Source organism: Sphingomonas sp. SUN039 (genome assembly GCF_024758725.1).
GTDB lineage: Bacteria > Pseudomonadota > Alphaproteobacteria > Sphingomonadales > Sphingomonadaceae > Sphingomonas_O.
In genome coordinates, this window is the sequence record NZ_CP096972.1 from 2,959,907 (window position 1) to 2,973,310 (window position 13,404).

The following is a 13,404-nucleotide window of genomic DNA, read 5'->3' on the forward strand; positions in this document are numbered from 1 at the left end:
CCGGCCTGGCCGGGGCGGCGGTTCACTTCGACATAGCTTCTCTCGCGAGCGCATCCGCCTCGACCAGCAGCGCATCGTCGGCTGTCCCCTGCGGCACGCTTTCGCGCCCGATCATTACCAGCACCGGCACCGCCAGCGGCGTGACGCGCGGCACGTCAACGTGCAGGATCGTCCCCTCGGCCCGGTCGAGTAGCGCGGTCAGCCGCCCGACATCGGTCATCTTCGCCCGCGCATCTTCCCACGCTGCCTTCAACAGCAAATGGTCGGGCTCGTAGCGGCGCAGCACGTCGTAGATCAGGTCGGTCGAAAACGTCACCTGCTTGCCGGTCTTGCGCTTGCCCGGATGCTGCCGCTCGACCAGCCCGCCGATCACCGCTACCTCGCGAAACGCCCGCTTCAGCAGATGCGATCCCTGCACCCAGTCGTCGAATTCGTCGCGCAGGATGTCAGCAGAAAACAACGGGCGCGGATCGGTGACAGGTTCCAGCGCATAGGTCGCCAGCGCATAGTCATTCGCCACAAACCCCAGCGGCTTCAGTCCGCGCCGCTCCATCCGGCTGGTCAGCAGCATCCCCAGCGACTGGTGCGCGTTCCACCCCTCGAACGGATAGGCGACCATATAATGCTTGCCGTCGCGCGGAAACGTCTCGACCAGCAACTCGCCGGGTGTCGGCAGCCGCGAGCGCAGCGCCTGCATCTCGAGCCATTCGCGGACATCGGGCGGAAACCGGCCCCATTCCCCTGAGTCGTGCAACAATTGCCGCACACGTTCGGCCAGCCGCGTCGACAGCGGCATCCGCGCGCCGCCATAGCTCGGGATGCGTGCAGGACGGCTGGTCGCGCGGACGATGACATCCTCGGTATCGATCCGTTCGACCTCCAGGCTTAGCCCCGAGAAAAAGAACGTATCCTTGACCGACAGGCTCGCCGCGAACCCCTCCTCGACCCGCCCCAGCTTGCGCCCGTTCTTGAACCGCACGGTCAGCATCGCCGCCTCGACAATGATCCCCGCATTCATCCGGTGCTGCTGCATCACGCGCGGGTGGGTGATCCGCCACATGCCATCCGGCCCCTTTACCAGCCGCCGGAACCGGTCATAGGCCCGCAGCGAATAGCCGCCGGTCGCAATGAAATCGAGCACGCTGGCAAAAAGCTCGGGGGCGAGCGCGCTATACGGCAGCGCCGCCTGCACCTCGGCCAGCATCGCGCCCTCGTCGAACGGCGCGGCGCAGGCACAGGCCATCAGATGCTGTGCCAGCACATCGAGCGCCCCGCTGCGGAAAACATCCGCGTCCAGTTCGCCCGCCTCGACCGCATCGAGTGCCGCCCGCGCCTCCAGATATTCGAAGCGGTTACCCGGCACGATCATCGCTTCCGACGGCTCATCCAGCCGGTGGTTCGCCCGCCCGATGCGCTGGAGCAGCCGCGACGATCCCTTGGGCGCGCCCATCTGGATCACGCAATCGACGCTGCCCCAATCGACACCCAAGTCCAGACTCGACGTGCACACCAAAGCGCGCAACCGCCCGTCACCCATCGCCGCCTCCACCCGCCGCCGCGCCTCGATGTCCAATGACCCGTGGTGGATACCAATGGGCAGCTGTTTCTCGTTCGCCTTCCACAAATCCTGAAAGATCAGTTCGGCAAGCGCGCGCGTGTTGCAGAAGATCAGCGTGGTCTGGTGCGCCGCGATCTGCTCCATGACCTGTGGCGCGGCATAGCGGCCTGAATGCCCGGCCCAGGGGACGCGGCCCTGTGGCAACAAGATGCCGATCTTCGGCTCCGCCCCCGCTTCGCCACGCACCAGCGTGACCGCATCGATATCGCCCCCCGGCGACAGCCAGGCGCGGTACAAGTCCGGATCGGCCACCGTCGCCGACAAAGCGACACGGCGCAGTGAGGGATTGATTGCGGACAGCCGCGCCATGCACAGGCTGAGCAGGTCGCCGCGCTTGCCGGTCGCGAACGCGTGCACCTCGTCGATCACGACGGTCTTGAGTTCGCGGAACATCAGCAGCGAATCGGGATAGCTCAGCAACAGGCTGAGCGATTCGGGTGTCGTCAGCAGGATATGCGGCGGGCGCTCCCGCTGCCTCTTCTTGCGGTCGGACGGCGTATCGCCGGTGCGCGTCTCGACCGTGATATCGAGGCCCATCTCCTCGATCGGGGTCAGCAGGTTGCGCCGGATATCGACCGCCAGCGCCTTGAGCGGCGAGATGTAGAGCGTGTGGAGGCCTTCGCGCGGCGCTTCCACCAACTCGACCAAAGTCGGCAAAAACCCCGACAGCGTCTTGCCCGATCCCGTCGGCGCGACCAGCAGCGCATGTCGCCCGGCGCGCGCCGCCGCCAGCATGTCGAACTGGTGCCGCCGCGGGGCCCAGCCCTTGGCCGCGAACCAGTCTTCCAGAATTGCAGGCAAATCAGCGGACATCGCCGCCGTCATGCCCCGCCTTGTCCGTCGGCGCTACTTGCTTGGCGGCGGGACGAAGCGCGGACCGAGCGCCGCGACCACCGCATCCGCCGCAAAATAGGCTGAGCTCGGCAGTTTCGACGTCCCCGGATTTTCGAAGAGCACGCGTGCGGTCGACAGGCTGCTGCGGAACGGCACGATCGCGAACGCGGTCTTGCCGCGCGCCCGGGCGATCAGCGCGCTGTGCAGCAACACCGCCTCGCCGCCCGCCACCCCGATCCCGCCGGTCACCGTCACGGTTTCGCCGGGCAGCGTGTCCTGCTTCACCGGCATGTATTTCGATTTGGCCGTCTCGTTCACATTCTTCGACAGCGCGCTGTAATTGCCCGGCGACAGATACGGGCGAATGGTGCGGTACATCGCCTTCAGCGCCGCCTCATTGGTGCGCCGTGTCAGTTCGCCCGACAGCGCCTCGCTGCGGAGCGCCGCCGGATCGCGGGCGAGCGCACCGGTCAGTTCGGCCGGAGCCGCGCCGACGCGCAGTCGCGCCGCGACATCGGCGACCGTCGGCACGGGCACCGACAGCCAGCGTTCGCGCGCCGCAAACATCCGCCGCGCCTCGGCCGTTTGCCCTGCCTTCATGGCCACGACGATCCTGGCGAATGCCAGCAAATCGTCGGTGCGGGTGATCACCGCCTTGGCCGCATCGGTCGTTTCGGAGGCGGCGCGGGTATCGTTGTCGCTGCGCGCTCTGGCGGCCAGCGCGTCCGCTTCACCTGCGCGTCCGGCCATGTACAGGTCGAGCGCCTGTCCCGCGATCAATTGCGCCGAGGCATCTTTGTCGGCGAGCATCGCCACGACCGCGCCCGCCTCATCCCCGGCGGCGCCGTAATCGCCCTGCCAGCGCAATGCATCGGCCCAGCTCAGCCGCAATTCGGGCATCAGGCGGATGACATTGGCGAAATAGGCGCGCTTGGCCGCGCTCACCGGCAGCGACTTGTCGAGATAGCCGGTCACGCGGACCAGATTGGCAAGGTCATAGGGAGAGGCCGCCGCCATCTTCAGCGCGACCGCTTCGGCCTCGGCCGTCTTGCCCTGACGCAACAGCACGGCGGCTTCGAGCTCGAGCGCCGACAGCGCAAAGCTGCGGAGGAACAGCGGGTCGGCCGCCTTTTCGCCGCCGATCGCCGGAAACTGCCGCACATCGGCAAGCGCCGCGTCGAGGTTCTTCGCCTCGACATGGTGGATGGCGCGCGCGAGCAACAGCCGCGAGCGGCGCAGATCATTGCCCTTGCCGCGCCCGTCGTCGACCGCACGGGTGCAGGCGTCGACGCCCTCCTGCCCGAACCGCCGTTCGGCGGCATTGTCCTGTTCGGGCGAACCGAACAGCCCCAGCGACCCCAGGATAACGGTAAAGCGCGCCAGCCCTTCGGCGAAATCCATGCCCTTGGCCTGGCCGTCGCACTGGACATAGTCCGATGCGGCGCGTGCCGGTGTCGATGCGATAGCGAGCGCGCAAACGGCAGCGCTCAACATGATGGTGCGACCCATATTTCCCCTTCGTTCGGCCTTTGCGGCCTGTCACACCCAATGGTGCCAAAGACTTTGCACCGGGTAAAGCTGGCGCAGCGTGCGTACAGCCCCCACATCGGCGCGATGGCACGCCCCGGCTCCTGGATCGAACCGCATCCGCACGGCATCCAAATTCCCGCTGCCGATGTGTGGATCGACCCCTCGCGCGCGGTCGAACGCGCGCTGGTCACCCACGGCCATGCCGATCACGCGCGTGGCGGGCACGCTGCGGTCTGGGCGACGCCGGAGACGCTGGCGATCATGTCTGCGCGCTATGGCGAGCAGACCAGCGGCATCGCCGTACCCTATGGCGACAGCGTCGATCTGAACGGCGTGCGCGCGACGTTCCTGCCTGCGGGTCACGTCCTCGGCTCGGCACAGATATTGCTCGAATATGCCGGCGAGCGCGTCATCGTGTCGGGCGATTATAAGCGCCGCGCGGACCCGACCTGCGCGCCGTTTCAGGTAACGCCGTGCGACATCTTCATTACCGAGGCGACCTTCGGTCTGCCGGTGTTCCGCCATCCAGCCACCCAAAGCGAAATGCAAAAGCTGCTCGCCGCGCTCGCCGCCGAGCCCGACCGCTGCGTCCTCGTCGGCGCCTATGCGCTGGGCAAGGCGCAGCGCGTCATAGCCGAACTGCGCGCCATGGGCCACGACGCGCCGATCTATATCCACGGCGCGATGCAGAAACTGTGCGACCTCTACCGCGACTGGGGCGTCGATCTGGGCGAACTCCGCCCCGCGCTGGTCGCCTCGAAGGAAGAGATGCGCGGGGCCATTGTCGTCGCGCCGCCCTCGGCGCTCGGCGACCGCTGGTCGCGCCGCCTGCCCGACCCGATCACGGCCATGGCCAGCGGCTGGATGCGCGTCCGCCAGCGCGCGGTGCAGCGCGGCGTCGAACTCCCGCTCGTCCTGTCCGACCACGCCGACTGGGACGAACTGACCAGCACGATCCGCGAAATCGCACCAAAGGAAGTTTGGGTCACCCACGGTCGCGAAGACGCGCTGCTCCACTGGTGCCAGCTCCACCAGATCAAGGCCCGCGCGCTAGATCTGGTCGGGTATGAGGATGAGGATGATTAGGGGGTGACAAAATGAGAAACGTGCAACCGCAAAATCCACCCCGCGATACGGTAAGGGATTTTTTCGCGTGGAGCGACCTGCTCGACCACGATGTACTGCACCCACTGGCTCACATCAAAGGAAATTGGGAAGCAACTTGGGATCACACTACCCGCCGTTATGAGAGCGAGGAAGGCAGCTTCGCCAAATCCTTAAACTTGATGATCGATGATATCGCTGACACGGCGATTTCACCGCGTTACCACGACAACGAAGATGTAGTAGCACGTTATCTCGCGTCTCAACCCGGTTCAAAAATTGCTAAAGTGGGCGGCAGATGGGTTGGTGAGGAATACGGCTGGACATTAGAACAGGGAGGTTTTTACGACATCGATCAAGGTGAGTTACTGACTTCGGCTATCGGCCGAGTGGCAGCAGCTTTAAAGCGCGATCAGACTCACTATGATATGATGGAAACCGGCCACAGGATGATGCTCGCCGATATTTTGACGATCATTCTTTATCACCGCTCCAATTGTGAGGCCGACGGGTGGTCGGACATCTGATCCTTTCCGACGAAGGTTGATGTCCGTGATTCCCGCGAAAGCGGGAATCCAGCGTCTTCTCCCTTTGCGCCTTATTCTTCCTTTGCGCCTTTGCGTGAAACCCTTGCGCTCATTCCAAGCAGAACTCGTGCGGCGACAGCGTGCCGATGTTTCACGCAATGGCGCAAAGGAAGAATAAGGCGCAAAGAATGAGGAAGGAAGAAGCTGGATTCCCGCTTTCGCGGGAATGACGGGATGTGGTTTGCCAAACCCCTTTCCGACTTGCACCGGGCTGCCCATATGCGGTCAGCATGAGTTCCGTCACGACGCGAGGCTGCGGCTCTTTCAAACTGTAGATTCCACATCCGAGCCCAACGGTTCACCGCGCCTAAAGAACGCTTGAACGGGGTTTTCCGCCCACGTCGTGGGGCTTTCGTGAGTTTTGGACAGTGTCGAAAAACACGTTCCTTGGGCTAACCTTTAAGAACCTTTCGCCCCAGCACACCCCCTTTCCTTTGCCTCCCCGCCCCCGCTTGCTAAGGGCCACCCCGACTCATTCATCATCGAGCAGGGGAAACCGCCATGACCGCCGTCGGCCAAGATACACTCGCCACCCGCAGCACATTGGACGCCGGGGGGCAGACGGTGTCCTACTACAGCCTGGAAAAGGCCGCGGCGAAGCTCGGCGACATCTCGCGGCTGCCGTTCAGCATGAAAGTGCTGCTGGAGAATTTGCTCCGCTTCGAGGATGGCGGCTTCACCGTATCGACCGCCGACATCCAGGCGCTGATCGACTGGCAGAAGAACCCGACATCGGACGCCGAAATCCAGTATCGCCCGGCGCGCGTGCTGTTGCAGGATTTCACCGGCGTCCCCTGCGTCGTCGATCTGGCGGCGATGCGCGACGCGATCGCGAAACTCGGCGGCGACACGACCAAGATCAATCCGCTGGTCCCCGTCCATCTCGTCATCGACCACAGCGTCATGGTCGATGAATTCGGCCACCCCAAGGCGTTCGAACAGAATGTCGAAATCGAATATCACCGCAATGCAGAGCGCTACGACTTCTTGAAATGGGGGTCGAAGAGCCTCGACAATTTCAAGGCAGTCCCCCCCGGCACCGGCATCTGCCATCAGGTGAATCTCGAAAACATCGCGCAGGCCGTATGGACCTCGGTCGATCCCTCGGGCGCAACGGTCGCCTATCCCGACACCTGCGTCGGCACCGACAGCCACACGACGATGATCAATGGCCTCGGCGTGCTCGGCTGGGGCGTCGGCGGGATCGAGGCGGAGGCCGCGATGCTCGGCCAGCCGGTGTCGATGCTCATCCCCGAAGTGGTTGGCTTCAAGCTGACCGGCGAAATGCAGGAGGGGATCACCGCAACCGATCTGGTGCTGACCTGCACGCAGATGCTCCGCAAGCACGGCGTCGTCGGGCGCTTCGTCGAATATTACGGGCCGGGGCTGGATTCGTTGACGCTCGCCGACCGCGCGACGCTCGCCAATATGGCTCCCGAGTACGGCGCGACCTGCGGGTTCTTCGGCATCGACGACAAGACGCTCGATTACATGCGCCTGACGGGCCGCGAAGAGAGCCAGATCGCGCTGACCGAGGCCTATGCCAAGGCGCAGGGCCTGTGGCGCCTGCCCGACATGCCCGATCCGGTGTTCACCTCGACATTGGAACTCGACATGTCGAGCGTGGTGCCGAGCCTCGCCGGGCCGAAGCGCCCGCAGGACAAGGTGGCGCTGAGCGAGATCGACGATGTGTTCAACGGCGAACTGTCATCGGTCTACAAGCATGATGGCTTCAAACGCGTCGCGGTCGAGGGCAAGGACCACGACATCGGCGACGGCGACGTCGTCATCGCCGCGATCACCAGCTGCACCAACACATCGAACCCCGGCGTGATGATCGCCGCCGGTCTGGTCGCCAAAAAGGCGAACGAGCGCGGCCTGAAGCCCAAACCCTGGGTCAAGACGTCGCTCGCGCCCGGATCGCAGGTCGTGACCGACTATTTCGTGAAGGCGGGCCTGCAGGAACATCTCGACGCGGTCGGCTTCAACCTCGTCGGCTATGGCTGCACCACCTGCATCGGGAACAGCGGCCCGCTCGCGCAGCCGATCTCAGACGCAATCAACGGCAATGACATCGTCGCCGCCTCGGTGCTGTCGGGCAACCGCAATTTCGAGGGCCGCGTGTCGCCCGACGTGCGCGCCAACTTCCTCGCCTCCCCGCCGCTGGTGGTGGCGTATGCGCTGAAGGGCACGGTGACCGAGGACTTCATCACCACCCCCATCGGCACCGGCAGCGACGGCGCGAATGTGTATCTGAAGGACATCTGGCCGACCAACGCCGAGGTCGCCGAGACGATGGCGTCGTGCATGGACCGCAGCATGTTCCGCGCGCGCTATGCCGATGTGTATAAGGGCGATGTCCACTGGCAGGCGATCGACGTGACCGGCAGCGACACCTATCAGTGGCGCGCAGGGTCCACCTATGTCGCCAACCCGCCGTATTTCGACGGCATGTCGATGACCCCTGCCCCGGTGAGCGACATCCTCGGCGCAAAGCCGCTCGCGATCCTCGGCGATTCGATCACCACCGACCACATCTCGCCGGCCGGCTCGATCAAGGCGGACAGCCCCGCCGGCAAATGGCTGATGGAGCATCAGGTCAGCAAAGCCGACTTCAACTCATACGGCGCACGGCGCGGCCATCACGAAGTCATGATGCGCGGCACCTTCGCCAACATCCGCATCAAGAACGAAATGGTCCCCGGTATCGAGGGCGGCATGTCGCGCTACAACGGCGAAGTCATGCCGATCTATGACGCCGCGATGCGTCACAAGGCCGACCAGACCCCGCTCGTCGTCATCGGCGGCAAGGAATATGGCACCGGATCGTCGCGCGACTGGGCGGCAAAGGGCACCAACCTGCTCGGCGTCCGCGCGGTCATCGTTGAGAGCTTCGAGCGCATCCACCGCAGCAACCTCGTCGGGATGGGCGTCCTGCCGCTGCAGTTCAAGGATGGCGACACGCGCCTGACGCTCGGCCTGACCGGCGACGACAGCTTCACCATCACCGGCGTCGCCAGCCTGTCGCCGCGTCAGGACGTGACGGTCAACGTCACCCGCGCCGACGGCTCGACCTTCGCCTTCACCGCGCTCTGCCGCATCGATACCGCCAATGAAGTCGAGTATTTCAACAACGGCGGCATCCTGCATTATGTGCTGAGGAAGCTGGCGGCTTGAGCGGGGGCGCGCTCGCGGGCGCTTGCCACTGCGGCGCGGTGCGGCTCACCATCCCGCGCCGCCCCGACTATATCAACGACTGCAATTGCAGCCTGTGTACCAAGCGTGGCGCGATCTGGGCCTATTTCCGTCCCGGCGAAGTGCAGGTCGAGGGCACCACGCACGCCTATGTGCGCGGCGATACCCCCACGCCCTGTCTGGCGACGCACTGGTGCACCGCCTGCGGCTGCACGACGCACTGGACGCCGCTGCTCGCGGATCTCGACCGGATGGGCGTCAATGCCCGGCTGTTCGACCCGGAGGCGCTCGCCGGGATCGAAATCCGCGCCATCGACGGGCGGTCATGGCCGGTTTGAGCGCATGAGGCCGCCGTCGAGCGTCCAGGCGCTCACCAAATTCGGGCGCGTCCGCCTGTCGAAATCCTTCTTCATGCGCGATTTCCTGTTTTCGGAGATCGCAGCGATCCACGGCTTGCCGAACATCCCCGACGATCCCGATCTCGCCATCGCGGCGGGTACGCGGCTGTGCGAGGAACTGCTCGAGCCGTTGCAGGACGCGTTCGGGCGGATCGCGGTGCGCGGGTCGTATCGGTCCGGCGAGGTCAACGCGCTCGGCAACCGCCTGATGCGCGGCGGCAAGCCCGCCTATAATTGCTCGACCAACGAAAGCAGCTGGGCGGGACATATCTGGGACAAGCTCGACAACCGCGGCCTGATGGGCGCGACGGCGTGCATCACCGTGCCCGGCTTCATCGACCGCTATCCGCACGCCCACGACTGGACGAAACTGGCGTGGTGGATCCACGACCATCTGCCCTATTCGTCTTTGTGCTTCTTTCCGGTCAATTTCGCCTTCAACATCCGCTGGCGCGAAGTGCCCGAGCGGCGGATCGACAGCTTCGTGGCTCCGCGCGGTTGCCTGACCAAGCCCGGCATGGCGAACCACGACGGCAGCCACGAAGCCGAATGGCGCGGGATTACGGAGGGCGGCCTGCGGTAGGGGGGCTTCGGTTAAGCCGAGGCCTGCGCCCGGCAATCGAAACCCTCGGCCCCGAACACCTTTTCACTTCGGCGCGGGCCTGGCCTTCTCCACCTTGCCCCCCGCCCCCTGTCCGCTAGGCTGTGCAAAAGGGGAGTAACTGCGTGCAGGTCGAAGCCTATCTCGAAAGCGTCCGCAAAACCTATGCCAGCGGTTCGGCCACCGAGCACAGCTATCGCCCCGCGCTACAGGCGCTGTTCGCCGCCATCGACCCGGCACTGTCGGTCATCAACGAACCCAAGAAGTCCGAAGCCGGCATGCCCGATTTCCTGTTCGACCGGGGCGGCGTTCCCGTCGGCTGGGCCGAGGCGAAGGACATCGACAAGGACGTCATTCGGCTGAAGGGATATTCGGTCGAACAGCGCAAACGTTACGAGCGCGCCTATCCCAATCTCATCTACACCAACGGCGTCGATTTCGAATTCATTCGCGAAGGGGTGCAGGTCCACTTCGTCTCGATTGCCGACTTCATGGGCCAGCTGGGCGGGCTGCAGCCGAAGCCCGATTGCTTCGACGAACTGGCGCGCCAGCTCAAGCTGTTCGCCGAAGCCAAACCGATCAGCATCCGTTCGGCCAAAAAGCTCGCCGAAATGATGGCCGCCAAGGCCGCGATCATCAAGGACGAGGTCGGCATCGCGCTGAAGGACGATCCTGAATTCCGGTCCGGCCTCGGCGGCCAGTTCAAGAGCTTCAAAGCGAACCTGTTGCCCGCGCTGGAGCCGGACGAGTTCGCCGACATCTACGCCGAAACCATCACCTACGGCATGTTCGCCGCGCGCTTTCACGACGACAGCCTCGACACGTTCAGCCGCGCAGAGGCGCTCGAAAAGCTCCCCGCGTCGAACCCGTTTCTGAAAGGGCTGTTCGAATATATCGCCGGACCCAGCCTGCCGAACCGCCTGAAATACATCGTCGACGATCTGGTTCAGGTCATGCGCGCCAGCGACCCGCACTCGTTGTTCGAAGGCTATGGCAAGTTCACCGCGCGCAACGACCCCTTCGTGCATTTCTACGAAGACTTCCTTGCCGCCTATAACCCCAAAAAGCGCAAGAGCCGGGGCGTCTGGTACACGCCCGAACCCGTCGTCGATTTCATTGTCCGCGCTGTCGACGACGTGCTGAAAACCGAATTCGGACTGGTCGATGGCCTCGCCGATACCAGCAAGGTGACGGTCGATTGGGACACCGGCACCAACGACCCCAAGACCGGCAAGGCGGTCACGACAAAGCGCGAGGTTCACAAGGTCCAGATTCTCGACCCGGCAACCGGCACCGGCACTTTTCTGGCCAAGGCGGTGCAGCTGATTTCCGACCGGGTAAAGGCGCGCGCACCGGGCAAATGGTCGGGCTATGTCGAGGCGGACTTGCTGCCGCGCCTGCACGGCTTCGAACTGCTGATGGCGAGCTATGCCATGTGCCACATGAAGCTCGACATGCAGCTTACGCAGAGCGGCTACAAACCAAGCGCCAGTCCGCCGCGCCTGTCGGTGTGGCTGACAAACGCATTGGAACCCGCCGAGCGCGAAGTGCGCGACTTGTTTTTTCAGCCTCTCGCCGAGGAAGCGCGCGGCGCAAGTGCAGTGAAGCGCCAGACGCCGATCATGTGCGTGATGGGGAACCCGCCTTATTCGATAAGTTCTTCCAACCAAGGCGCTTGGATCACTGGTCTGATTGGACCTTACAAGCAGCTTAGCGAGCGCAATCTGCAGCCCATCAATGATGACTACGTCAAATTCCTACGGATGGCTGAGTATCTAGTTAGCAAGAATGGGCAAGGCGTGGTCGCCATGATCACCAATCACGGTTACCTGACAAATCCGACCTTTCGGGAAATGCGCCGTCATTTGCTGCAGACATTTGTCGGCATTCGCGTGCTGGACCTGCACGGAAACGCCAACAAGGAGGAACGGTCGCCCGACGGCGGTCCTGATCAAAACGTGTTCGACATTCGTCAAGGTGTTTGCGTTTTGGTGGGATGGGTTCGAACCAGTTCTGACCGCAAACCGGCGTCGGTCCGGCACGCAGACCTCTGGGGAAGTCGAAGCTCCAAGAATGCTGCTCTCCACGCGCTTAACGTGGCCGACCCACACCTGACTGAAATTACGCCGAGTGCACCTTATTTCCTGCTGTCTAACCTCGATGGGGCCAGCTTGGAAACCTATAACAGCGGCTTCAAACTGACCGACCTCTTCGTTGAAAAGAACACTGGCGTAAAAACACATCGGGATCAGTTCGTAATCGATCTAGATGCTCCGACATTGAAGCAGCGCATATCAGCATTTTTCGATAAGAAGCTCACCGACAGCGAGGTTGCGACAACCTACGACATATCATCAAGCCCAAGTTGGAATATGACCAATGCGAGATCTGGTCGGTTCGACGACCGTTTGGTGCAGCCAATCCAATACAGGCCGTTCGACTATCAAAGCATCTACTACGACACATCGCTGATCGACCGGCATAGGCTGGAAACGGTAAGGCATGTTCTTGGCGGGCGGAACATCAGCCTCCTTTGCCCGCGAATGACGGCTGATGACTTTAGCGCGTTCGTCTCGGTCGACATGATTTCAAACAAGACCGGCAATCGCTACGATCAGTCCTACTTTTTGCCTTTGTATCTCATTCCAGACGAGGCGTCGGCTCAGGCCGACGCCTTCGCCCCCAAAAACCGCACCCTAAACCTCGACCCCAAACTTTACGCTGCCATCTGCGCCGCCGCTGGGATCGACCCTGCCGAACAGGCCGGACCCGACGACGACTTCCGCGCCGCATCCGGCGATGCGCGGCCGTCCGAGGTCAGGGTGTTCGATTATATCTATGGCGTGCTGCATGCGCCCGATTACCGGCGCGCCTATGCCGAGTTCCTGAAAATCGACTTCCCGCGCATCCCCTATCCGCCGAGCGCGCACGTATTCGCGCATATCAGCGAAAAGGGCGAAGCGCTGCGGCGGCTGCACCTGATGGAAGCCGCAGCCATCGACGACACGCCCTATCCCTATGTCGGGGACGGCGATGACGTGGTGGCGGCGGGGTATCCGAAGTTCGAGGACGGGAAGGTCTGGATCAACAAGGACCAGCATTTCGATGCCGTGCCGCCGGTATCATGGGCGTTTCCCATCGGCGGCTACACCCCTGCCCAGAAATGGCTGAAGGACCGGCGCGGGCGGACGCTGTCATGGGACGACATCGGCCATTATCAGCGCATCGTGAAAATCCTGATCGAGACCGACCGCATCATGAAGGAAATCGTGTTGCCGCTCGACGAGGGGGAAGCTGCGTGAGGCGGCGTCGCTGAGGCGCGGCGGCGGGAAAGAAGGCGGGGCCGGGCAAAGCCCGTCCCGTCGGTCGTCGCTTTGGCGACGCCGGCCGCACACGCTGCGTAATGCTGGATTTAGCTCCGCTAAATCCTGGCGCAGCGTGTGGTGCAGAAGAGGACTCGCAAAATTCGATTATCGTTTTGATAACATGAACTTAGCTATTTTTCGTTTTGGGTCAGATGCCCCCAAAAATACCCTC

8 protein-coding genes are annotated in these 13,404 nt (G+C 63.4%); 6 read left to right on the forward strand and 2 right to left on the reverse strand.

Annotated elements, in window-relative coordinates:
- Positions 1-22: 22 nt before the first annotated feature.
- Together M0209_RS14590 and M0209_RS14595 are read right to left on the reverse strand one after the other, a co-directional pair.
- Positions 23-2,443, reverse strand: coding sequence for a ligase-associated DNA damage response DEXH box helicase (locus tag M0209_RS14590; protein ID WP_408988208.1), 2,421 nt, complete (start codon positions 2,441-2,443; stop codon positions 23-25).
- Between the two features lie 21 nt (positions 2,444-2,464).
- On the reverse strand, positions 2,465-3,961 hold the full coding sequence (locus tag M0209_RS14595) for a hypothetical protein (RefSeq protein WP_258889004.1): 1,497 nt from the start codon (positions 3,959-3,961) through the stop codon (positions 2,465-2,467).
- A 105-nt stretch (positions 3,962-4,066) separates the two neighbouring features.
- Between M0209_RS14595 and M0209_RS14600 the strand changes: the two genes are divergently transcribed.
- The 6 genes from M0209_RS14600 (at position 4,067) to M0209_RS14625 (ending at position 13,169) form a co-directional block, all read left to right on the forward strand.
- Positions 4,067-5,068: a ligase-associated DNA damage response exonuclease gene (locus M0209_RS14600; RefSeq protein ID WP_258889005.1), complete on the forward strand. Its 1,002-nt coding sequence runs from the start codon at positions 4,067-4,069 to the stop codon at positions 5,066-5,068.
- Between the two features lie 11 nt (positions 5,069-5,079).
- Positions 5,080-5,613, forward strand: a complete 534-nt coding sequence (locus M0209_RS14605; protein WP_258889006.1) for a hypothetical protein — start codon at positions 5,080-5,082, stop codon at positions 5,611-5,613.
- 561 nt (positions 5,614-6,174) lie between these two features.
- Complete coding sequence (acnA, locus tag M0209_RS14610) at positions 6,175-8,850, forward strand: aconitate hydratase AcnA (RefSeq protein ID WP_258889007.1); 2,676 nt, start codon at positions 6,175-6,177, stop codon at positions 8,848-8,850.
- Positions 8,847-9,206, forward strand: a complete 360-nt coding sequence (locus M0209_RS14615; RefSeq protein ID WP_258889009.1) for a GFA family protein — start codon at positions 8,847-8,849, stop codon at positions 9,204-9,206. The genes acnA and M0209_RS14615 overlap by 4 nt, the downstream gene beginning before the upstream one ends.
- Positions 9,207-9,210: 4 nt before the next feature.
- Positions 9,211-9,849: a hypothetical protein gene (locus M0209_RS14620; protein ID WP_258889010.1), complete on the forward strand. Its 639-nt coding sequence runs from the start codon at positions 9,211-9,213 to the stop codon at positions 9,847-9,849.
- Positions 9,850-9,992: 143 nt separating this feature from the next.
- A complete protein-coding gene (locus M0209_RS14625; RefSeq protein WP_258889012.1) occupies positions 9,993-13,169 on the forward strand; it encodes a type ISP restriction/modification enzyme in 3,177 nt (1,058 codons plus the stop codon).
- The last annotated feature ends 235 nt before the right edge of the window (positions 13,170-13,404 follow it).